Origin of the sequence: Sulfitobacter pacificus (genome assembly GCF_030159975.1) — a bacterium.
GTDB lineage: Bacteria > Pseudomonadota > Alphaproteobacteria > Rhodobacterales > Rhodobacteraceae > Sulfitobacter > Sulfitobacter pacificus.
The window spans coordinates 3,256,204-3,279,160 of sequence record NZ_BSNL01000001.1 but is presented as its reverse complement, the minus strand read 5'-3'; the positions used below and the strand labels follow the sequence as shown (position 1 = coordinate 3,279,160).

Here is a 22,957-nt window from a genome sequence, read left to right as displayed (position 1 = left end):
AGCCCCGGACCCCGCAGCATTTAAGGCCAAAAAGAGGGTGAAGCGTGTCTGTTTCATTGGCCCAACATCACGCCCGCTGTGGCGCTCCATGAGATCCAGACAGGATCTTCCCAGGTGATATCACGCCGGGCGATGCGGCGGGTATTGGCGGTTTGCGCCTTGATCACCTGACCACCCGGCAATTCCACGTGATAGGTTGAAAGGTTGCCCAGATAGGCGATATCCAACACCTTGCCTTGCATGGCGTTTACCGCATCTTCGGGTTTTTCTGTCGAAATGCGGATCTTTTCGGGTCGGATCGCAAGATGCGCCTTCTGCCCTTCGCTGAACGCCTTTTGCGAGGTTGCCGTGATCGGGGCCTGACCCTCGCTCCAGGTCAAAGCGTATTCTTCGGTACCGGACGCGCGGGCCTGCCCCTCGATAATGTTCACATCACCAATGAAATCCGCAACATAAACCGAATTCGGATATTCATAGATCGCCGAAGGCGTTGCCACCTGAATTACGCGCCCTTCGTCCATCACGGCCACGCGGGAGGCGACGGTCATTGCCTCTTCCTGATCATGGGTGACAATCACAAATGTTGTGCCAGTGGTTTCCTGAATGTCCATCAGTTCAAACTGGGTTTCCTGCCGCAATTTCTTATCCAGAGCGCCAAGCGGTTCATCCAGCAACAACAGCTTCGGGGCCTTGGCCAAGGAACGCGCCAGCGCAACCCGTTGCCGTTGGCCACCAGAAATCTGATGTGGTTTGCGGTGGGCAAATTTCTCAAGCCGCACCAGCTTGAGCATCTCTTCCACCCGCGCTTCAATCTCTGCCTTGCTTTTCTTGTCGCGGCGCAGGCCAAAGGCGATGTTTTCCCAGACGCTGATATGCGGAAACAATGCGTAAGACTGAAACATCATATTCACCGCACGTTCATTTGGCGGTACGGGACCGATGTCTGCACCTGCAAGTTCGATCCGCCCTTCAGTGACAGTTTCAAACCCTGCCAGCATCCGCATCATCGTCGTCTTGCCGCAGCCAGACGGTCCAAGCAGAGCAAAGAACTCCTGTGCAAAAATATCCAGCGTCAAATCGTCAATGGCGGTGAATTCACCAAATTTTTTCGTGACATTCTGAAAGCGGATCAACGGCTTTTCGTCGGGATTGTCCCAAGGGGCAAAAACGGTCTGGCTCACGTTGCGGTCATCCCTGTTTGGTCAGATAAAAAAGGGGCGCGGCTGATCACAGCCACGCCCTGTTTGGACACCTTACGTACCGGACTTGATCTTGGTCCACATACGGGTCACGGCCCGCTGCACCTTCGGCCCGTAGGGCGAGGTAGTATAAAGGTTCTCAAGCGTTGCCGCATCAGGGTAGATCGCAACATCGCCGATCACATCCTCGACCAGAAACTCCTGTGAGGCCTTGTTGCCGTTGGCGTAATATACATAGTTAGACGCCGCCGCCATGTTCTGTGCATCCATGATGAAGTTCAGGAACTTATGTGCCCCGTCCGGGTTCGGTGCATCTACAGGAATTGCCATATTGTCGAACCACATCAGTGCACCTTCCTTGGGCGCATAATATTCGATTTCGACACCATTGTCGGCCTCTGCCGCGCGGTCACGCGCCTGCAGAATGTCACCGGACCAACCGATGGCCACGCAGATGTCACCATTGGCCAAAGCGTTGATATATTCAGAGCTATGGAATTTTTGCACAAATGGTGCGATCGCCGTCAAAACAGGCTCTGTCTTGGCAATCACATCGGGGTCCTGACTATCTGGGTCTTCACCGATATAGGCCAGTGTCGCCGGAATGATCTCGGCGGGCGCATCGAGGAAATGCACACCGCAGTCCGCCAGCTTCTCCATATTCGCGGGATCCAGAACCAAGGACAGTGAATCAACCGGTGCATCATCGCCCAGCGCTTCCTTGACCTTGTTTATGTTCACACCGATGCCGGTCGTGCCCCACATATAGTTGATCGCATAAGCCCCTTCGGGGTCATACTTCTTCAACCGGTCATTAATCGTGTCCCACATGTTGCCCATGTTCGACAGCTTGGCCGCATCCAGTTTCTGAAAGGCACCGGCAGTGATCTGGCGTTGCAGGAAGGTGCCCGATGGCACAACGACATCGTACCCCGATCCGCCAGCCAGTAATTTGGTCTCAAGCACTTCGTTGCTGTCAAAGACATCATAAATCAAATCAATGCCGGTCTCTGTCTCGAATTTCTCCAGCAAGGATTCGTCGATATAGTCAGACCAGTTGTAAACGCGGACTTCTTCGGCAACCGATGCACCTGCGGTCAGTGCGGCAACAACGGCGGTGCCCAAAATGCGGTATTTCATGCTATACTCCCTAAAGTGTGTCGGGTTGGTCCCGACATTGGTTTAATTTGATCAAGTTTTGCGTCTTGCGGCAAGTTACTTTATGCTTTCAAGCTGAATAGACTGGCACAAGCCGGGTCCTGATCGACAAAAAACAGGCGAAATTGAATGAATGTGGAAGTGATCACCCCGACGAACCCCTTTGTCGGGCCGGATACAGGCAAAATGCCGGCGCATCAGGCGGTTTATGAAAAGCTGCGTGTGATGATTCTATTTGGCGATCTGGCTCCGGGTCAGGCTGTCACCATACAGGGCCTGACCGACCAGCTGAGCGTGGGCATGACCCCGGTGCGCGAGGCCTTGAGACGCCTGATTGCCGAAGGGGCGCTGACCCACCAAGGTAACCGTCGCGTCAGTGTGCCGGTCTTGACACCGGATTGCGCAAACGAGCTTGGATTTATGCGTGCAACGCTGGAACCTGAATTGGCACGCCGTGCTGCGGTGCGGCTGACGCCAGCATCACTTGATGCAATTGCCGCCTGTGACGAAGATCTTAACCGCGCCATTGCTCAGGGAGATGTTGGCGGCTACCTGACCCATAATTACCGATTTCATGCGATGATCTATGAAGCGGCAAACGCGCCGATCATGGCCGCAACGGTGGATCGGCTTTGGTTGCGGTTTGGCCCGTCATTGCGCGTGGTTTGTGGCCGGTTCGGCACCAACAACCTACCGGACAAACATCAGGACCTGCTGGCCGCTTTGCGTCTGCGCGACGCCGAAGCAGCAGCAAAGGCCATGGCAGAGGACGTGGCCCAGGGCGTTGATCAAATTTTTTCCGCACTTCAAGATAGCTAGTTCTTTGTCTGAGCGATTGACTTTGCATAATTTGATCATATTCTGCCCTGCAATTGTTTTTCCCTCCGCAAAGGTCGATCCACATGTCCTCAGTCACCAACCATCTGCCCACCACCGAGTTGCAAGCACTTGATGCCGCGCATCATATGCACCCTTTCACGACCGGTGATGAATTGGCCTCCAAGGGCGCGCGTATCATTACCCGTGCCAAAGGCGTTTACCTGACAGACAGCGAAGGTAACGAAATTCTGGATGCCATGGCCGGCCTGTGGTGTGTGAACCTTGGCTATGGCCGCCCTGAAATGGGGCAGGTCGCAATGCGCCAGATGAATGAACTGCCTTATTACAACACGTTTTTCCAAACCAGCCACGTGCCAGCCATCGCATTGGCTGCAGAATTGGCCAAACTCGCGCCGGGCAATCTGAACCACGTCTTCTTTGCAGGATCGGGGTCAGAGGCAAACGACACGAACCTGCGCATGGTGCGCACCTATTGGGCCGAAAAAGGCCAGCCGGAAAAGTCCCATATCATCAGTCGCAAGAATGCCTATCACGGCTCTTCCGTCGGCTCCGGCTCGTTGGGTGGCATGACTTATATCCACGAACAAGGCGGCATGCCGATCCCGGGCATCCACCACATCGGACAGCCGGATTGGTGGTCCGAAGGGGGCGATCAGACACCAGAGGCATTTGGCCTTGCCCGCGCACAGGAGCTCGAGGCGAAAATTCTGGAACTCGGTGAAGAAAAGGTTGCCGCCTTTATTGGGGAGCCGGTGCAGGGCGCTGGCGGGGTGGTCATTCCGCCCGCTACCTATTGGCCCGAAATCCAGCGTATCTGTAAGAAATACAATGTTTTGCTGATCGCGGACGAAGTGATCTGCGGCTTTGGCCGGACCGGCAATTGGTTTGGTTCCGAAACAATGGGCATCCAGCCCGACATCATGACCATCGCCAAAGGGCTGTCCTCCGGCTATGCACCGATTGGTGGGTCGATTGTCTCTGATGAGATTGCTGAGGTGATCAACGCCTGTGAATTCAACCACGGGTACACGTATTCCGGCCATCCGGTCTGTGCTGCTGTGGCGATGGAAAATCTGCGGATCATGCAAGAAGAAGATATGCTGTCACATATCCGAAATGTTGCCATGCCCGCGTTGCATGCTGCCTTGACCGATCTGGGCGAACACCCGCTGGTTGGCGGCGTGAATGTTTCCGGTTTGATGGCATCGCTGCCCCTGACCCCACATAAAGAAAGCCGTGCGAAATTTGCCTCCGATGGGGGCACTGTCGGCTATATGTGCCGCGAGCATTGCTTTGCCAATAATCTGGTGATGCGCCATGTGGGCGACCGGATGATCATTTCCCCCCCCCTCGTTATTACCCCGGAAGAGATCGATATCTTTGCCCAACGCGCCAAACTGGCGCTGGATGCGACCTATAAGGATCTCCAGGATAAGGATATGCTGAAAGCCGCGTCATAGGGTGGGGCTAGCCCCGGCTTATTAAACGTGTCGGTTGCCTGCGGCGGGATCAACCTCGCCCTACAATGCGCGCAGGCGATCCAATATTGAAAGCGACGGAAAGCCATCGGGCACCAGCCCCTTGGCTTTCTGAAATCTGCGCACCGCGTTGATCGTCAGCGGCCCCATCTTGGCGTCAATCTTGACCGTATCAAACCCTGCTGCGGTCAGCCGCTCCTGCAACTCGATCCGCTCGGGTTTGCTCAGCGCCCGCAAGTGACGCGGCCAGCTGTGTTCAATGGCTTTGCCCCCCTTAATACGGTCGCTTAGATGCCCCACGCCTATCACATAAGCATCAGCGGTATTGTATTTCTCAAGCACCGCGAAATTTGCAAAAATCATAAATGCCGCCCCCTCTGCCCCTCCGGGCAACAGGATCGAGGCAGGACCGTCATCATCACTTAACCCACCTGTCACCGGCACAATCCCCATCTGTCCCCAATTACCGGGCAGTTTGGTGATATCGCGATCTGCAAGCGTATGGTCAAATCCTGCTGGCAAACGCACTTCAACGCCCCAGGGTTGCCCTTTGATCCAGCCAAAATGTTTCAGATAGGCCCCGGTCGAGGCCAAGGCGTCCCGCGGATCATCCTCCCAGATGTTGCGTTTGCCATCGCCGTCAAAATCCACCGCATGGGCGGCAAAAGACGAAGGCATGAATTGGGTATGCCCCATCGCACCCGCCCAACTGCCCCGCATCTGCGCCAATGTGGTATCGCCCTCTTGCAAGATGCGCAGTGCGTGAATCAATTCACCTTCAAAGAACTCAGCCCGCCGGGCATCAAAGGCCAATGTCGCCAGCCCGTTGATCACCGGGGCATTGCCGCGAAATGTACCGAACGCGCTTTCCAGACCCCAGATTGCAACAATTACTTCTTTCTCCACGCCATATTGCGCTTCGATCCGGCTCAAGGTGTCGTGCCATGTGCCAAGCACCTTGCGTCCGCTTTCAATCCGCAAATCGGACACAGCCGTGTCCAGATAGTCCCAGATCGCCTTAGTAAACTCTGCCTGATTACGGTCGCGTTTGATGATCGCCGGGTCATATGAAACCCCCTCAAGTGCCGCATCAAATGTCGCCGCATGGATCCCCTGCGCCAAAGCGCGGGCGCGAAACCCGACCACCCACTCCGCCAGACCTGCATCCGTTTGCGAAAGGGATACTTGGCCCTTCTCTGCCTGACGTTCCGCCGGTCTGATTGAGGTTTCCGGCCCGACGGCCCAAACTGGCGCGGCCAGAAAAACGGCGACCAATGCCAACATCGCACAACGATACATATTTCCACCTATCTGGAGTTACTGCTCCCGTGCAGCCTAGCTTGCCCGCTTTATTCGCAAAACCCCATTCAGCGCTCCGCGCGACGTTCCGCTCGCGCCAATGCTTCGGCCCGCAATATCTCTGTGTATTCCCGCAACAGCGGCACACGGCGCGGCCTGAAACTTTGCCCCGTCCGCATAAGTTCATCCATCCGGTCCAAGCGGAACACCCTGAAATCACGACGCAAATGGCACCATGCCATCAACATGTTCGTGTCCTGAAAATAAACCAGCCCCAGCGGATCGACCTCCCGCGTGGTCGCCACGCCAGCACCATCCGTATAGGCGAAACGCACGGTTTCCTCTTCCCAGGTCGCGGCACGTAAATCAGCCACGTCAATGCGCGGTGGGTCAGGCCGCACAAAGCGGCGGGCGTCCAGAATGGCGTGTTGCAAACGATGCGCCTGTCGCGGCGGCACCCGTGCGGTGATCTTGGCCAGCGCCGTTTTGGCCGCTTTCGCCAGCGCCGGATCACCAATCACTGTCACATCGCGCAGCCCCAGCACCAATGCCTCAAGCTCGTCATCCTCAAACCCCAAAGGCGGCAATGCGGCATCTTCAATCAAGGTGTAGCCAAAGCCCGCTTCGCCATCAATCACCGCACCCAGGCCGCGCAGCGCATCAATGTCGCGGTAGACCGTGCGCAAGGACGTGCTCATTTCATCCGCCAGCTGTGTCGCCCGGACCGGTGCGGGCAGCCGGCGCAGGGTTGTCATCAATTGGAACAGACGGTGGGTTCGGGTCATGTGATGATCATACCCTATGCTGACAGAAATTGACAGCATCGGATGCTAGAATGGGCCAACACAAAGCAAGGAAAAAAAATGATCACCCTTATCACTTTCGCCCCATCCTTTGGGCAACCTGCCGCCAGCCCGTTCTGCATTAAAGCGATCTGGTTGCTCAATATGTCGGGTCTCGCCTGGACCCGCGAAGATACCGCTGATCCGCGCAGCATGCCCAAGCAAAAGCTGCCAGCAATCCGTGTGAACGATCAAATCATCCCTGACAGCGAGAACATTCGCAGCTATCTGGAATCACAGGGTGCTGATTTTGACGCGGGATTGTCGGACATGGAAAAATCCACCTCGCGTGCGTTTATCCGAATGGCCGAGGAACACATGTATTTTCACGTTGTCATGGACCGTTGGGGGGATGATGACGTCTGGCCCATCATCCGCGACACCTATTTCGCCGCCATCCCCAAACTGCTGCGCGGGATGATCACCAATAAACTGCGCCAGACACTGATGCGCGGCATGCATGCGCAGGGCTTGGGGCGGTTCACGCCGCAGGAACGTCTGGACCGGCTGGAGGCCGATTTGCAGGCGATCACCACGCGGCTCTGGCATGGTCCGTTTCTGTTCGGAGACAGGCCAACAGCGGCAGATGCATCCGTTGCGGCAATGCTGGCCAATATGCGCGCAACACCGGGTAAAACCCTGATGAAAATGCGGATCGCCGAGGATGAGATCCTGTGCCGCTATATCGACCGCGCAAGCGACGCGATGAACCAGCCGGTCAGCGCCGCGTCCGCGACACTTTGCGCTTGATCTTATCCTTCTTGCGCTTGGCCTTATGGGATTTCCGGCGGGGGTTGCGCCCTGCCGGTGAACGGCTGCCCTGCTTGATTTTCTGATCTTCAAGTTCCAGCAGTTCAAGCGATATGCCGCCAGTGACCGGCACCGCTTCCGCCAGGCGCACTTTGACTCGCTGACCAAGGCTGATGACCATCCCGGTGTCAGAACCGCGCAGGGTCTGGGTTTCCGCATCGTGATGGAAGTATTCGCGCCCCAAGGCCCGCATCGGCAGCAGCCCGTCAGCACCGGTTTCATCAAGTTTCACAAAGACGCCAAACCGCGCGATGCCACTGATCCGGCCAGTAAACTCGTTGCCCACACGTTCAGATAGGTAAGAGGCAAGATAGCGATCTGTTGTGTCGCGTTCTGCCACCATTGACCGGCGTTCCGTGTCGGAAATATGCGCACCGGTTTGCTCAAGGCTCTCGAAATCCTCTGGGCGCAACCCGTCCTTGCCCCAGCCATGGGCGGTGATCAGTGCACGATGCACAATCAGGTCAGCGTAGCGGCGAATGGGCGAAGTGAAATGCGCATAGGACTTCAACGCCAGGCCAAAATGCCCGATATGGGCCGGGCCGTAGTAGGCCTGTGTCATGGACCGCAGCGTCGAGAGGTTGATCAGCTCTGCCTCATCCGTTCCGGCAGCGTCATTCAGCAGCTTGTTCAGATGCCGCGTTTGCAAGACCTGCCCCTTGGCCAGTGTAAAACCGGATGCCTGTGCCGTCTCGCGCAGGCTTTCGAGTTTGTCAGGCGAGGGTTCTTCATGGATGCGGAACAGCAGCGGAACCTTTTTGGCCAAAAGGGTTTCTGCGGCGGCGACATTGGCCAGCACCATGAACTCTTCAATCAACCGGTGCGCGTCCAGCCGGTCCTTGAAATTGATCGATTTGACAGTGCCATCTTCGTCCAGCTCCACACGCCGTTCCGGCAGATCCAGATCAAGCGGCTGGCGTTCAGCACGGGCTTTCTTCAAAGCAGCGTAGGCAGCATAAAGCGGCTCTAATACAGGCTCTAACAAGGGTTCTGTGCGCTGGTTTGGCCGCCCGTCAATGGCATCCTGCACCTCTTCGTAATGCAAGGACGCAGGCGAGCGCATCAGCCCGCGATGGAAACTGTGCGACAGTTTGTTGCCCTTGGCGTCCAGCACCATGCGTACGGCAATACAGGCGCGCGGCACCCCTTCATGCAACGAACAAAGGTCACCAGACAGGCGGTCAGGCAACATCGGCACCACACGGTCGGGAAAATAGGTAGAATTGCCGCGCTTGCGTGCCTCGCGGTCCAGCGCAGAGTCAGGCGCGACATAAGCCGCCACATCGGCAATCGCGACCCAGACAACATGGCCGCCCTCGTTCTTCGGATCGTCATCCGCATGAGCGTAGCAGGCATCATCGTGATCGCGCGCATCTGACGGATCAATCGTGATCAACGGCAGCTCTTGTAGATCTTCGCGCCCTTTCAGCCCCACAGGTTTTGCAGCATCCGCCTGCGCCACCACATCATCGGGAAATGCATCAGGGATACCATGCTGATGAATTGCGATCAGCGAAACAGCCTTGGGTGCAGAAGGGTCGCCCAAGCGGTCGGTAATCCGCGCCTTGGGCAGACCCATGCGGCCCTTCGGCCCGGCCTGCTCCGCCTCAACCAACTCACCGTCTTTGGCACCGTTGATGTCGCCCTCGCCCACCGTCCATTCCCGATCCGCGCCCTTGTCAATGGGCACGATCCGCCCACCTTCACTGCGTTTGCGAAAGATACCCAGCAGCTTTTTCGGGTTCGTCCCGATCCGACGGATCAATCGCCCTTCGTAGGCGTGGGTCTCATCCTTGACCAAGGTCAGCCGCGCCAAAATACGGTCACCTTCGCCCAGCGCGGGATCACCAGCTTTGGGGATCAACAGAACGTTTGGTTCTCGGGCCTCGCCGTGCCACTCCATCGGTTTGGCAAACAGATCGCCCTGACTGTCCGGCCCGGTGACCATCAATACAGAGACAGGCGGCAGGCGGTCAGGATCCTGATAGGATTTCTTGCGTTTTTCCAGATGCCCCTCTGCCTGCAACTCCTTAAGAAGCTGTTTCAGATCGATCCGCGCGGACCCTTTGATGCCAAACGCCTTTGCGATGTCACGTTTGGAGGTCAGGGTCGGGTTCTGTTCGATCCACTCAAGAATCTCGGCTTTGGAGGGTATTTTGTTCATACTGCCGCAAGTATCACGCGGCATGGCTCACGTCATGGGCAAATCGTCCATTGTATCGACATCACGCAGGGTCGCGATGCGGGCAATGCGATGATCCGGCAGGGTCACGATACTATCTGCCAGCGCATCTTTGCTGGACCAGCGCACATTTTTGAAGAACTGTGGTGGTTGGCGGTGCGGATGCTTCAGGCCAACCAACCAGAAACCGCCGTCAGGAGCGGGTCCAAACACCGCATCATGATTGCCCAACGCTGCAAACCCCTGCGCAATGTGAGTCCGGGTGATGTCAGGAATATCCGCACCGATCAGACAGGCCGGTCCAGGTTGAACCCGCCCCAACATCCGTGCCATCCGCGCACCCAGATCACCGGTACCTTGCGGCATACGGGAAAATCCGCGTGGCCAGACGCGGCTTTGCATCCCTTCACGGTCGGGGCTGACCGCCAGCACGATATCCCAACGCGGATCACGCAGGCGGCGCAGCAGGTGGCGCGTTTGATGGCGAAACCACCAGGCGGAAGCCGTCATGCCAATGTCACGCCCAAGCCGGGTTTTCACCCGACCGGGGCGCGGTTCCTTGACCATGATAATCAAGGTGCCTTTCATAGATCGCGCAGCATATCGCGGTGGGGAATGCCCGCATCATCATAAACCGGGCCGGTCGCCACAAACCCCAAGGCCTCGTAAAATCCAAGCGCATGGGTCTGCGCGCCCAGTTTCGCCTGTGCGGCTTTGCCCCGTGACACGTCCAGCGCCTTGCGGATCAAAGCGGCCCCCAGTCCGGTGCCGCGATGGGATTTCAACACACAAACACGGCCAATCTTGGCCAGCCCCTTGGCGATGTGAATCCGCGCCGTGCCAACCGGTATGTTGCCGTCAATCGCCAGTAGATGCAGGCAGCTGTCATCCAGATCGTCAATTTCATCCGCTTCGGACACGCCCTGTTCATCGATGAATACAATCCGGCGCAGGGTGCGACAGGCGCTGATGTCATCAGTCAGGGAAATCGTCACACTCATGCAAAGTAATCCTTGAGGATACGGCTATAGATCGCCTTCAGCTGGTGAATATGTTCAACCTTCACATGTTCGTCGACCTGATGCATCGATTGCCCCACAAGACCGAATTCAACCACCGGACAATGCGCTTTGACAAACCGCGCATCCGAAGTGCCGCCCGTGGTGGACAGCTCCGGCGTGACGCCAGTTTCTGCGGCGACGGCGTTTGCAACAAGGGTGGAAAGCGCGCCGGGAGGGGTGATAAAACTTTCGCCGGACACTTTGATGTTCATCGCAACCTCGACACCAAATTCGCTGCGAATTTTTGTCACCTTGCCCTCAAGCCATTGGGTCAGGGACTCCCCGGAATGGGTATCGTTAAAGCGGATGTTCACGGTACCCGAACAGGTTGCAGGGATCACATTTGTTGCAGCGTTTCCGGTATCCACCGTCACCACGGCCAGGGTAGATGGATCAAAATGTTCGGTGCCTGCATCCAACTCATGCGAGGCCAAACGATCCATCAACCGCATCATCGCGGGCAGCGGATTATTGGCGCGATGGGGGTAGGCCGAATGGCCTTGCGTGCCGACCACCTTGATCCACGCCGTCATCGATCCGCGCCGCCCGATCTTGATCATCTGACCCATTACATCGGGGCATGTCGGCTCACCAACAAGGCAGACATCCATACGCTCGCCGTTTTTCTCCATATGCTCAAGCAGGGCGGTGGTGCCGTCGATCGCGTCCCCTTCTTCATCTCCGGTGATAGCAATCACAATCGAACCATCGGGTGGCGTGTCGCGGACAAAATCCACCGCAGCCGCAGCAAAGGCCGCAACCCCGGATTTCATATCCGTGGTGCCACGCCCGTACATGATCCCGTCTTTGATTTCAGCGCCAAAGGGTGGCATCGACCAATCCGCAGCATCCCCAATGGGCACCACATCGGTATGGCCGTTGAAGCCGAAGGACCGCGTATTGCCTTTATTTCCCCAACGGGCAAACAGATTGCGAATACCGCCACGATCCGCCCAAGCGCAATCGAACCCGGCCTGTGTCAGCAGTTCCTCCAAGACCTCCAGCGCGCCTTCATTCGCCGGGGTCACAGAGGCGCAGCGGACCAATTGTGCAGTCAGGGCAACGGGATCAACGGAGGGCATGTACATTCCTTTTCAAACAATAGCCGGGCTTTTCAGGAGAAACCGGATAACCCCCTTCTTTTGTGGCGAAAAAGGCGCGGTGCCAAGGGGGCACCTGCAGGAAATGCTTAACAGCGGCCCAGCCACCTGTTAACATTAAGGCAATAATATGACCCGAGGCAGGGCATCAGCAGTACCGCAGTCATCCGAGCACCTGAAAACAGGGCCGATCCGATTGCACCACCACAAGACAGACAAGGGCAGAACCTGCCTGCGACCCTGTGCTGATCATTGTTCTCCGGGCCAAGGTGTGAGGCAGGACAATGGTAGCAGCATCAGAGCTTCCGATTAACACAGTGCGCGAGGGTACCACGGCGACCCAAATGGCACAGACCATCTTTGGCGAAGGCGTTACCGTAACCGGGGCCACATATTATGGCGACCGCGACAGCGCTGGTATCTATACAGGCGGGGATGCGGTGGCACCAGGCGTGACCCCCGGGGACACCGGCATTATCATGTCGACCGGGAACGCGCAGGATTTCACCAACTCCTCTGGTCAGGCCAACCAAAATACCAACACCTCGACAAATACTTCCGGGACAAACAACCACGGTCAATACAACGCGGCGGCTGGCGCACGGACCTATGACGCCTCAACGCTGGATGTAGACTTCATCCCTGACACAAACATCATGACGATGCAGTTTGTCTTTTCTTCCGAGGAATACCCCGAATTTGAAAATTCGATCTATCAGGATTTCGTAGGCGTCTGGATCAACGGCAGCTTGGTCCCGATGGATGTCGGGAATGGCGATGTTGATCCCGGCAACGTCAATACTGCCAACAACATCAACATGTACGTCAACAACCAGAATGACGATTTCAACACAGAGATGGACGGGTTCACCATCACCTTGACCTTGACGATGAACGTCAACGCCGGGGTAACGAACTCCATGCGCATCGCAATCGCGGATGTGGCGGATACCAATTACGATTCAAACCTGCTGATCGCTGGCGATTCTGTGCAGACAGGTCTGGTGGCCTTGTCGGACAACATTGACCTGTTCCCAGACGGGGACAAGGTGATCGATGTTCTGGCCAATGATATCAACAACGGGCCCGGCACGCTGACCATCACTCACATCAACGGCGTTCAGGTGGTGGCAGGTGACACGATCACCCTGCCCACCGGTCAAACTGTTGAATTAAACGCTGACGGAACATTCACGGTCACCGGCGATGGTGACGTCGAAAATTTCAACTTCACCTATACAATTGACAATGGCATCAACACCGATGTGGGTTTTGTAAACGCCACCGGTGTGCCCTGTTTCGTTGCCGGCACAATGATCGCCACACCTGATGGAGAACGCCCCGCCGAAACCCTTGTGCCCGGTGATCTTGTGTTGACCCAGGACGACGGCCCCCAACCGTTGCGCTGGATCGGGACACGGGAAGTTGCAGCAACCGGCGACTTTGCCCCGATCCATATCCGCGCCAACACCTTTGGGGTGCACCGCGATCTGCTGGTGTCACCTCTGCACCGCGTATTGATCCGCGACAATCTGGCAGAGCTGTTGTTTGGTGAGGCCGAGGTGTTGATCGCCGCACGTGATCTGGTCAATGACCGCTCTGTCCGGCGCCGTGCCGGGGGAGAGGTGACCTACGTGCACCTGCTGTTTGATCGTCATCAAGTTGTGTTTTCAGAAGGTCTGGAAACAGAAAGCTTCCTGCCCGGCCCCCAAACCACCAAGAGTTTCGAGCGCGAAGTCGTCGACGAGATTTGTGCGATTTTCCCGGAAATCGACCCCGAAACCGGCCAAGGCTATTCCCCCGCAGCGCGTCGCACCCTGAAACGCTACGAGGCGGACCTGCTGCGCGCCACAAAGGTGGCTTGATATGACCTGGCTGGCACTGTGTGATCATACCGACCGCCGCCTGTCCTTGCGGGGACTGGGCACCGATAAAAAAGATCGGCCGCAGCTCGCGGATAACCCCAGCACATTGTTGACCCAAGGCAGCATCATGTTCGAAACACGCCTGTCAGCAGATGGGCGTCCTCAGGTTCTGTTTGGGTATAAGAACACGTTTCCCTCCCTGCGCAGCCTGACCTTTCAGGCCATACCCGGTGGCGGGATCGCCATGGTTCAGGTGCAGAACGACGAAATTTCCCACGCCGCCATTCAACACACTGAAGCCGGGCGTACAGACGTTGTGCGCATCACCTATTCCTGGGACAGCACGGTAAACTGGGGTCGGATGACATTGGAGATGCCCGAGGAAACCGAAGTCACAAGTGTCTACATCGACAATCCACGCGCCTTGTCGTTGGATGACATCCGTGACCTGATGTTGGGGCGCAACAATCAAACTTTCGCCTCTGATATGATCTTTGCCGCACTGTCAGACCAGATTGAACCAATTGGCCCAATGCCAACTTTGCTACCTTCCACACCATTGGCAGCGCCGCGGGGCTATAAACCGGCCTCGGAAATGCGGCGCGGTGATACGGTGATCACCCGCGATGACGGCGTTGTTCCAGTGCTGCAACGCCTGCAACGCACAGTGCCGGCGCGGGGCAGTTTCCGCCCGATCCGCCTGCGCGCACCCTACTTCGGATTGCAGCAGGACGTTATTGTCGCCCCTGATCAACGGCTGATCATCGACGGACCCGAGGTGGAATATCTGTTCAGTCAGGAAGCCGTGCTGGTCCCCGCCCGCCATCTGGTCAACGGCTTTGCCGCGCTGACCGAACCATGTGGGCCGATGATCACCTATAATCAGCTGCTGCTGCCGCGGCACGAAACCCTACTTGCGGCGGGCACATTCGTCGAAAGCATCTATATCGGACGTATACGCAGACAGGCACATCATCTGCAAAGCAGCCTGCTGCACAGCTTTGACCGCACGCTCTTACCCGAACACCCGCGTCCGGCCCATCACGTCCTGCGCTGGTACGACGCCATTCATCTCGCGCGCCGTCGGGCAGCCTAGGGTCTGGCCCTAGTCGAAAAACGGGGTCATCTGCGCGATGATCACCGAATTTTCATCCAGCGCGCGCTGCATCAACGCGCGTTCTTCATCGTCGATTTCGTGACCTTCTTCTTCACGCTCGGCCAATGTGCCATAGCCTGTCACATCCAGTGGGTTGGTATCGGCTTGCTTCAGAATCGCAACCGTCTCGCGCACGGCCTCTGCTTCATCCACGCCGGACGCAAAGCACATCAGCGCAGCACCGGTCGCCTTCTCCGGCAGGCCGTCACCCTCCTTGCGGCCAATCTGGACCAGCAGGGTAAACACCTGTTGGCGCGATTTCTTCTCGGCTTTCTTAGGGTCGGACATGACAGGGGCCACCTTTTTCGTTTGATAGGCAGCCCTAGCGTGATCTGCCGGAATTGAAAAGGAAGTGTCGCAAAGTTCCAGACCTGAGTTGTGTTCCCGGGCGCGCAGAACGTAATACCATACCTTCCCGCAGCTAAAGCAGGATTGAAAGGTTGATCACTTCCAAAGGTATGCAGCATCCAAAATCCGTGACCCTCTATGAGGTGTATCCATATATTCGCCTTACGGTTTCGCATCACAACCGCACAGAGCAATCGCGGAACGCGGCGTTGAACTGGATCATGCAACACTCAATCGACGGATCGTCTGTGGCGACAGGATGAAAGCATGTTGGCAGTTAAGCAATGAAACAACTTTGAACATTGCCTAAGAGGTGGGGTTTAACGATACCGGGGTCAAAACACCGCTTGAAGCCGGCAACTTAACTTTGCGGGCAAGAGTAAATACGTGATTTACGCTGTCCAAAGCAGGTTGGTAACTTCTACTAAACAAATCATCAGATATTCGAGTTTGTTGGAAACAGGGCGTACGAATAATTTGGATTCCAGAACTCACTCAATTCCCAAGCCTTCCCCTGACGAACGACTGGGTCTGGAGCGGTTCTTAAATCAAGGATCGAATTGCCGACGCATAAAGACGGCCAATCAAACCAAATCTGGCAGGAGAAACCATGAGCAAACATCAAGTCGGCCTTATTGGACTTGGGTCCATGGGCATGGGTATGGCCAAGAATATCCTCAATGCAGGGTTCTCTCTAAAGGGATACGATATTTTTGAACCTGCCAAATCAGCACTTGCGACTGCCGGTGGGACCGCCACAAACAGCGTTGCAGAGGCCGCTCTTGATGTTGATATTTTCCTGCTCATGGTCGTGAATGCGGCTCAGGCTGAAGATGTCATTTTTGGATCCGGGAACGCAGTCACAGCACTGAAACCGGGCGCGACCGTGATGCTCTGTTCGACCGTTGCGCCCTCAGATGCAAAGGCCCTTGGCGAACGTGTGCTTGCCGCAGGTCTTGAGTTCCTCGATGCACCTGTCTCTGGAGGCAAGGTTGGTGCGGAAACCGGAACACTGACCTTAATGTGCTCTGGCTCCGACGCTTCTTTCGAGGCTGCGGACGGTGTGCTCAAGGCGATTTCAAAGGTCGTGCACAAACTTGGTACAGAGCCTGGACTGGGGGCCACCTACAAGGTCGTGCATCAGCTGGCGGCCGGTGTGCATCTTGTTGCAGCGGCTGAGCTGATGGCACTGGGAGCCAAGGCAGGTTGCGATTCCAGTAAACTCTTCGAAATTGTATCGCAGTCAGCAGGAGCCAGCTGGATGATGACGGATCGTGTTCCCCATATTCTCGACGATGACTTTGCGCCACGCTCAATGGTGGATATTTTTATCAAGGATCTCGGTCTTGTCTTGCAAACCGGGAAAGAAAATACCGTTCCACTTCCCCTTTCGGCTGCGGCGCATCAAATGCTGCTCGCGGCCTCTGGAATGGGACACGGTAAGCTGGACGATTCTGCAGTTGTCAAAGCCTATGAAGCAATGACTGGCGTGTCGGTTGCATCGTCACGGTCCTAGGGCGAAACCCAGCTGGAATATGGTGCAGTGGACGAAACTTTATCCGTCAGTTTTATAGTCAAAATACTGCTCGCATCCCAGTGAGCCGAGCAGGCGAAGTTTGCGGGATTCATGCTCCTTGGCTTCTTCGCCAATCCAGTTTGCAAAGGCTTTCACAGCCCTGCGGTTGAGATGTCGAGGCGGGCAGCAAAGCCAATATGTTGGGAAACAAAGGGCCCCTAGGTGCGGTGCAAGTGGCACGAGGCTTCCTGATTGCAACTCAGGCATGGCCAAAGTTGCCGTTTCCAAGACCACACCCAAACGGTCCACGGCAGCACGAATTGACATCGACGACCTGTCAAAGTGAAGCCCATGGCTGCTATCGACCGAGTCAATGTTTTGCCGTTCCAGCCATTCCTGCCAGGTTACCTGTGCTTTGACGGTATGGATCAGCCGCGCACTCCCGAGAGTTACGCTCAACCCGACAAGAGCAGCATCTTGCGCAAATTTCGGATGACAAAACGGCATCACTTGATCCGTGATCAGCGGCGTTGCGTTAACGCCTTTTGGCGGTTCAAGCCCATATCTGACTTCGAGATCGACATTTTCCTTATCGAAATCGGTCAGCTCTGATGTTGCATCCACGCGGATATCAAAATCCGGATGAGCTTCTACAAACCCGCCAATGCGCGGGGACAGCCATCGAACGCCAAAACTGGGAGCAACCCGGATGACCAAAGATCGGTACTCTTGCTTGCGTGACACCCGTGACCGGGCATTTCGGATTAATCCAAGTGCCTGAGTTGAGGAGGCGTAAAACAACTCTCCAGCTTCTGTTAACACCAGCCGTCGCTTGACCCGGCGAAACAGAGCAACACCAATGGCTTCTTCCAATGACTTGATCTGTTGGCTGACCGCGGACGGCGACACCCTCAACTCTTCGGCAGCAAGATTTAGCCGTGACAACCTTGCGACTGCTTCGAAAAATTGGATTGTATTCAAATTCAATGGCCTCACGCGAGTCTACCCTTCCTGTGAAGATATTTTCGCCTCGGCGATATCAAGATCGTTTAGCTCTGCTTCACATTAGATCAGCAGATCATGTTTGAAAACTGCTCTCGGATTCGGCCTAATCCAGCAACATCAGATAATTCATGGGAGGAACCAAAGTGAAACTCAAGACACTAGGATTGGCAGCCGCAACTGCTTTAATATTGAGCCTGCCTGCGATGGCAGAAGAGCTCGTTATTGGTACCAACGGCAAGCCAGGCAACCCACGCGTGACCGGCGCAGAAATGTTCGGTGCATTGCTTGAACAGGCTTCGGGTGGGAAGTTCACCGTGAAGGTCGCTCATTCTGCAACGCTGGGCGATGATCGTCAGATGCTTAAATCCGTGCGTCTTGGTACGATGCATATGACTGTGAATTCGGACGGCCCGGTTGCAGAAATTGTGCCCGATCTAAACGCCTTTGGCTTACCTTACCTGTTCACCAGCCTGCCACAGGCATGGGCCGTTTTAGACGGCGAGATTGGTGACAGCATCGCCGCGAAACTCGACGAGAAAGGGTATGTCGTTCTCTCATGGTGGGACAATGGGCTGCGTAAAATTACCCATACCTCAAAACCCATCACCCATCCTGATGACATCAAAGGGATGAAGATCCGTACACCGCAAAGCCAGGTTACAATTGACGCTTTCACCGCACTCGGGGCAAACCCGGCCCCCTTGGCATTCTCTGAACTGCCAGCTGCACTTCAGTCTGGCGTTTTCGAGGGGCAGGAAAACCCGTTGGCGAACATCTATTCATCCAAGCTGCACGAGCTGACGCCGTACATTGCAAAGTCCAACCACAAATACGAAATGGCACCCATCCTTGCATCCAAACGCTGGTGGTCAAAGCTGTCTGACGAAGACAAGGCAATGATCCAGGACGCGATGGATGCGGCGACGTGGTACAACCGTGGTGTCTTTTTGATCGCGGACTCCGAGCTGGAGCAGAAACTGATCGAAGAAGGTGCGAAGCTGAACGAAGTTGATGTCGACGCCTTCAAAGCCGCGACCGCAGGCGTTTACGAAAAGTGGGAAGGCGAAATCGGTGATATTGTACCCCGCATCCAAGAAGCCGCTAACGCTGCTGCTGGCAACTGATCGCTACGATGATGCGCGATATCATCATAGCGCCTCCCGCAGCAGGGCCTTTAGGCCCTGCTGTTATGGTGGTCGATACGGCGGTTAGGGCTGCCTGCGCAGCAATTTTATGGGTCACTTTCGTCACCATGTTTCTGCCGACCTTATTCAATGCCGTCCTTCGCTATACGACGAATGCAAGCCTTGTGTGGTCAGTCGAAGCGGTTCAATTGACATTTCCTTGGTTCATCATGGCAGGAGCTGTCCTGGCCGCTCAACATCAACGACATATTGGTGTGGAGGTGCTCGTCGCACTGATGCCAAAGCGGTTGGCCCGCTTCATCACAATACCGGTGCAGGTGCTGATCGTATTGGCGAGCCTGACCTTGTGCTACGTTTATTTGGGATTTGGCATGTTTGAAGGCGGAATGGGATTTGCCGCCGGTGACGTGGCCTTTACCTCACTCGGAATCCCTCAATCCTATTCATACCTCGCTATTTTGTTCGGATATTTTTTCCTGGGATTAACAGCGCTTGCCACGATCTATCGACTGGCGGCAGGCAGTGACGTTCACAGCGACGACGAACAGATTTCGATCAGCTAACCTTTCTGGGAGGGAACATTCATGTCATCGACCGCTGCGATTGTCTTTGTCGCACTTCTGTTACTGGCGACCCCCGTGGCGCACGCGCTGCTTATTGCCAGCGGGATTGCCATGATTTCGGATGACCCGATCTTCCTGTTCGAGGCTATTCTGAACGTCTACAAACCCACGGCCAGTTTCCCGATGTTGGCGATCCCTTTCTTCATCCTTGCTGGCGACCTGATGATGTCGGGCCGCTTTGGTGAATACCTTGTCACTTTTTCCAAAATCCTTGTCGGGTGGATGAAAGGTGGGCTGGCACAGGTCAGTGTTGTCGGCTCATTGTTTTTTGGGGGTGTTTCTGGATCTGCTGTTGCCGATGCTTCCGCCATGGGCAACGCGTTGATCCCGGTCCAAAAGAAGCAAGGCTATCCAGAGGGTTTCTCGGCAGCCGTCAATGCGTCTTCCTCAACCATTTCCGTTCTGATCCCGCCATCAATCCCCCTGATACTTTACGGGCTGGTCACGGAAACCTCGATCCCCAAGCTGTTCTTGGCAGGATTTGTGCCGGGTATCATGCTAACAGTGATGATCTTCGTAGTCTGCTTTGCGATCGCCCGGATCCGCGACCTGCCGAGGTCTCCGGTAGAAGAGCACAACCGCATTGTTGGAAGCGAATTTTTCGATAAACGTGACCTGTTGATGATTGTTGTGGCCACGGGTGCGCTGATTGCCTTGACCGTCAATGGCATCCTTTCGGCTGGTCTGGCATTCCTGCTGGGCATCACCATTGCCGCGATACACACCACATTCGTTTCACGCCGTTTTAGCTGGCGCAAGGTACCCACAGATCTATATCGGGCAATTCCAGCTTTGCTGATGCCTGTCATGGTCGTGGTGCTGGCCAGAGGTGGCGTCGTCACCCCGACCGAGATCAGCGTGATTGCAGTAGCCTATGCCTTGATTGTCGGCCTCCTGATTTATCGCGATTTGACGCCTGCCACTATTTTACGCTGTGTTCTTACGACTGGGATGATGACCGGGGTTATTATGCTGGTGATCATGGGATCAAGTACGCTGCAATGGATCCTCTCGTTTGAAAGCGTGCCAGAAAACCTTGCGGAATTCATGCTTGAAACGCTGAAGTCACCCTGGGCTGTGATACTTGGCATGAACCTACTCATGATCCTGATTGGGACATTTCTTGATCTGCCCGCTGCGGTTCTGCTTCTGGCACCGATATTCATCGGGGTGGCTGCAAAAATCGGCATGGAACCTATCCAGCTTGGTGTGATGATGGTCGTGAACCTCGCCATCGGGCTTTACACACCGCCGGTTGGCACAACGCTGTTTGTGTCTGTCGCCATTGAACGTGTTCCCATGGGCAAGGTCGTGATGCAATTGCTGCCCTTCTATCTGGTCGCAATTCTTGTGCTGATGTTGGTCAGCTTTGTACCCGGCCTGACCACGATCTTCCTCTGAAATCCCATGCAAGCAAACACCCAACCATTGAGGGCCCAAATGGCTATTACTGCGACGACACATCTCTCAAATATCTCACTGGAGGAACGCGCGCGGCGCATCCGCGTGCATGGTCTGAAAATGGCCCGCGTCGTCGGCAAAGCCTATGTCGGACAGGTGCTGGCAATGGCTGATGTCTTATCTGTGCTGTACTTCCATGCTTTGAACTATCGTTCGGAAGACCCGGAATGGGATGGCAGAGATCGGTTTTTCCTGTCGCATGGCCACATGGGCATTGCCCTTTATGGGGCACTCATTGAGGCGGGTATTTTGCCAGAAGATGAGCTTGAAACCTATGGCCAGGACGACAGTCGTTTCCCGATTTCCATCCAGCCAGCCTATACGCCGGGCATTGAAATTGCGAGCGGCACACTGGGTCACGGGCTTGGCATCGCGGTTGGGTCTGCGCTGACTTTACGCCGTCGTGGCAAGCCTTCGTTCATGTATTGTATGACGTCCGATGGCGAAATCAATGAAGGCTCTACCTGGGAGGCCGCCCTAAACGCAGGCAATCACAAACTCAAAAACCTGATTGTGGTGATGGACAATAACGACATGCAGAATGACGGGCCATCCTCGGAGGTCATGAACCTGGAACCCATTCAGGATAAATGGGCGGCCTTTGGGTTCGAAGTCTGGCGCGTGGATGGGAATAACATTCCGTCCCTGTGCCAAGCATTTGATGAGGCAAGGAATTCCAAGGCTGACAAGCCACGCATCATCATCTGTGACAATCAGATGGGCAAAGGTGTCTCCTTTGTCGAACACCGTGAAAAGCAGGTTCATTTTATGCCTTGGTCCGCCGCAGATCTTGAACGGGCTCTGGCAGAATTGGGAGACAGCAAATGAGACCAGCAAGAACTCAATCCCGGTACGAGGCGCGTGTTCCCGGTTCCGGTTTATCGACCCAATCAATGCTTGAATTTGAATCCGAAGGGGGATTGCCCATGCAATCGGCCCCGTTTGGCAATGCCTTGTGCAAAGTTGCGCGAGAGAACCCGGATGTGATGGCAGTTTCAGCCGATCTATCCAACGTCACTGACATCTCTCCGTTTATCAAGGAATTCCCTGACCGCTATGTTCAGGTCGGCATTTGCGAACAGGCGCTGGCAACCGTTTCGGCAGGCATGGCGCGCGAGGGAGATACGGTTTTTGCCTCAACTTATTGCGCCTTTGCGGCGCGACGGGCGTATGACTTCATCTATCAGGCAATTGCTGAAGAACAGCTAAACGTCAAAATCATCGGCGCGGTTCCGGGCCTTAGCACCGGATATGGGCCAACGCATATGGCCCCCGAAGACATCATGATCTTCCGGGGCATCCCTGATATGACCATTATCGACCCCTGTGATGGGCTGGACACAGAACAGGCTACCTACGCCATCGCCGAATACAAAGGTCCGGTATATATGCGTATCCCACGCGTTCAGGCCCCGGTGATACTCGACCAATTCGACTACGAATTCGAGCTTGGCAAAGCCAAAATGCTTCAGGACGGCAAGGATGTTCTGTTCATTTCGACTGGTCTGATGACCACCCGTTGCATCCTTGCGGCACGCCAACTCGCCAAGGACGGCGTAGAGTGCGCAATTCTGCATGTTCCCACCCTCAAGCCGCTGGATACCAAAACCATCGTTGAGGCCTGCCGCAAAACAGGGCGTCTTGTTGTGGTTGCCGAAAACCACACCATTCAGGGTGGTCTGGGAGAAGCAACGGCCATGGCATTGATCTCACAAGGAGTCATGCCGTCGGGATTCCGACAAATCGCCATTCCGGATGAATTCACCGATGCAGGCACACTTCCGACACTTCACAATCGATATGGCCTGTCGGTTCCCGAAGTCTGCAATTCTGTCAGATCCTGGCTGAAATAGCCGGTCAAAACGTCCC

Annotated in this window: 21 protein-coding genes; 11 read left to right on the top strand and 10 right to left on the bottom strand. The window is 55.6% G+C overall.

Features of this window, described 5'->3' with window-relative positions; translation table 11 throughout:
- Positions 1-53: 53 nt before the first annotated feature.
- Together QQL78_RS16390 and QQL78_RS16385 are read right to left on the bottom strand one after the other, a co-directional pair.
- On the bottom strand, positions 54-1,181 hold the full coding sequence (locus QQL78_RS16390; RefSeq protein ID WP_284374900.1) for an ABC transporter ATP-binding protein: 1,128 nt from the start codon (positions 1,179-1,181) through the stop codon (positions 54-56).
- A 72-nt stretch (positions 1,182-1,253) separates the two neighbouring features.
- Entirely contained in the window at positions 1,254-2,339 is a 1,086-nt protein-coding gene (locus QQL78_RS16385) for a polyamine ABC transporter substrate-binding protein (RefSeq protein WP_284374898.1), read from the bottom strand.
- 147 nt (positions 2,340-2,486) lie between these two features.
- On the opposite strand from QQL78_RS16385, the gene QQL78_RS16380 reads away from it, so the two are divergent.
- Both QQL78_RS16380 and QQL78_RS16375 read left to right on the top strand, forming a co-directional pair.
- Positions 2,487-3,176 (top strand): GntR family transcriptional regulator, encoded by a 690-nt coding sequence (locus QQL78_RS16380; RefSeq protein ID WP_284374897.1) that lies wholly within the window; start codon positions 2,487-2,489, stop codon positions 3,174-3,176.
- A gap of 83 nt (positions 3,177-3,259) precedes the next feature.
- Positions 3,260-4,657, top strand: coding sequence for an aspartate aminotransferase family protein (locus QQL78_RS16375; RefSeq protein WP_284374894.1), 1,398 nt, complete (start codon positions 3,260-3,262; stop codon positions 4,655-4,657).
- 60 nt (positions 4,658-4,717) lie between these two features.
- Here the strand turns inward: QQL78_RS16375 and QQL78_RS16370 are convergent, their stop codons facing one another.
- On the bottom strand, positions 4,718-5,974 hold the full coding sequence (locus QQL78_RS16370) for a lytic murein transglycosylase (RefSeq protein ID WP_284374892.1): 1,257 nt from the start codon (positions 5,972-5,974) through the stop codon (positions 4,718-4,720).
- Between the two features lie 68 nt (positions 5,975-6,042).
- A complete protein-coding gene (locus tag QQL78_RS16365; protein ID WP_284374890.1) occupies positions 6,043-6,759 on the bottom strand; it encodes a helix-turn-helix transcriptional regulator in 717 nt (238 codons plus the stop codon).
- A gap of 78 nt (positions 6,760-6,837) precedes the next feature.
- On the opposite strand from QQL78_RS16365, the gene QQL78_RS16360 reads away from it, so the two are divergent.
- Positions 6,838-7,566, top strand: a complete 729-nt coding sequence (locus QQL78_RS16360) for a glutathione S-transferase family protein (RefSeq protein WP_284374888.1) — start codon at positions 6,838-6,840, stop codon at positions 7,564-7,566.
- Here the strand turns inward: QQL78_RS16360 and rnr are convergent.
- From rnr to dapE, 4 genes are read right to left on the bottom strand one after another with little or no spacing between them, the layout of a single operon-like run.
- Positions 7,535-9,790 (bottom strand): ribonuclease R, encoded by a 2,256-nt coding sequence (gene rnr / locus QQL78_RS16355; protein ID WP_284374886.1) that lies wholly within the window; start codon positions 9,788-9,790, stop codon positions 7,535-7,537. The two genes, QQL78_RS16360 and rnr, sit on opposite strands and share 32 nt — an antisense overlap.
- A gap of 27 nt (positions 9,791-9,817) precedes the next feature.
- Entirely contained in the window at positions 9,818-10,396 is a 579-nt protein-coding gene (locus QQL78_RS16350; protein WP_284374884.1) for a TIGR04282 family arsenosugar biosynthesis glycosyltransferase, read from the bottom strand.
- On the bottom strand, positions 10,393-10,809 hold the full coding sequence (locus QQL78_RS16345) for a GNAT family N-acetyltransferase (RefSeq protein ID WP_284374882.1): 417 nt from the start codon (positions 10,807-10,809) through the stop codon (positions 10,393-10,395). The genes QQL78_RS16350 and QQL78_RS16345 overlap by 4 nt, the downstream gene beginning before the upstream one ends.
- Positions 10,806-11,951, bottom strand: a complete 1,146-nt coding sequence (gene dapE, locus QQL78_RS16340) for a succinyl-diaminopimelate desuccinylase (protein ID WP_284374880.1) — start codon at positions 11,949-11,951, stop codon at positions 10,806-10,808. Before dapE ends, QQL78_RS16345 begins: the two co-directional genes overlap by 4 nt.
- A gap of 302 nt (positions 11,952-12,253) precedes the next feature.
- Here dapE and QQL78_RS16335 point away from each other — a divergent pair, with 302 nt between their 5' ends.
- Positions 12,254-13,834 carry a Hint domain-containing protein gene (locus QQL78_RS16335; protein ID WP_284374878.1) on the top strand — a complete coding sequence of 527 codons (1,581 nt, stop codon included), beginning with the start codon at positions 12,254-12,256 and terminating at the stop codon, positions 13,832-13,834.
- Between the two features lies 1 nt (position 13,835).
- Positions 13,836-14,930, top strand: a complete 1,095-nt coding sequence (locus QQL78_RS16330; RefSeq protein WP_284374876.1) for a Hint domain-containing protein — start codon at positions 13,836-13,838, stop codon at positions 14,928-14,930.
- 9 nt (positions 14,931-14,939) lie between these two features.
- Here QQL78_RS16330 and QQL78_RS16325 read toward each other — a convergent pair whose 3' ends face one another.
- Positions 14,940-15,278: a DUF8846 family protein gene (locus QQL78_RS16325; RefSeq protein ID WP_284374874.1), complete on the bottom strand. Its 339-nt coding sequence runs from the start codon at positions 15,276-15,278 to the stop codon at positions 14,940-14,942.
- A gap of 670 nt (positions 15,279-15,948) precedes the next feature.
- Here QQL78_RS16325 and ltnD point away from each other — a divergent pair.
- On the top strand, positions 15,949-16,854 hold the full coding sequence (gene ltnD, locus QQL78_RS16320; RefSeq protein WP_284374873.1) for an L-threonate dehydrogenase: 906 nt from the start codon (positions 15,949-15,951) through the stop codon (positions 16,852-16,854).
- A 39-nt stretch (positions 16,855-16,893) separates the two neighbouring features.
- Here the strand turns inward: ltnD and QQL78_RS16315 are convergent, their stop codons facing one another.
- The gene (locus tag QQL78_RS16315) at positions 16,894-17,835 is read right to left on the bottom strand and encodes a LysR substrate-binding domain-containing protein (RefSeq protein ID WP_284374872.1); all 942 of its coding nucleotides are present in this window, start codon (positions 17,833-17,835) and stop codon (positions 16,894-16,896) included.
- A gap of 167 nt (positions 17,836-18,002) precedes the next feature.
- On the opposite strand from QQL78_RS16315, the gene QQL78_RS16310 reads away from it, so the two are divergent.
- The 5 genes from QQL78_RS16310 to QQL78_RS16290 all read left to right on the top strand — a co-directional run bounded on the left by QQL78_RS16310 (position 18,003) and on the right by QQL78_RS16290 (position 22,941).
- Positions 18,003-18,983, top strand: a complete 981-nt coding sequence (locus tag QQL78_RS16310; RefSeq protein ID WP_284374871.1) for a TRAP transporter substrate-binding protein — start codon at positions 18,003-18,005, stop codon at positions 18,981-18,983.
- Between the two features lie 8 nt (positions 18,984-18,991).
- Positions 18,992-19,567 carry a TRAP transporter small permease gene (locus QQL78_RS16305; RefSeq protein ID WP_284374870.1) on the top strand — a complete coding sequence of 192 codons (576 nt, stop codon included), beginning with the start codon at positions 18,992-18,994 and terminating at the stop codon, positions 19,565-19,567.
- Between the two features lie 21 nt (positions 19,568-19,588).
- Positions 19,589-21,028, top strand: a complete 1,440-nt coding sequence (locus tag QQL78_RS16300; protein WP_284374869.1) for a TRAP transporter large permease — start codon at positions 19,589-19,591, stop codon at positions 21,026-21,028.
- A 39-nt stretch (positions 21,029-21,067) separates the two neighbouring features.
- Entirely contained in the window at positions 21,068-21,916 is an 849-nt protein-coding gene (locus tag QQL78_RS16295; protein ID WP_284374868.1) for a transketolase, read from the top strand.
- Between the two features lie 98 nt (positions 21,917-22,014).
- Positions 22,015-22,941, top strand: a complete 927-nt coding sequence (locus tag QQL78_RS16290) for a transketolase family protein (protein ID WP_284374867.1) — start codon at positions 22,015-22,017, stop codon at positions 22,939-22,941.
- The last annotated feature ends 16 nt before the right edge of the window (positions 22,942-22,957 follow it).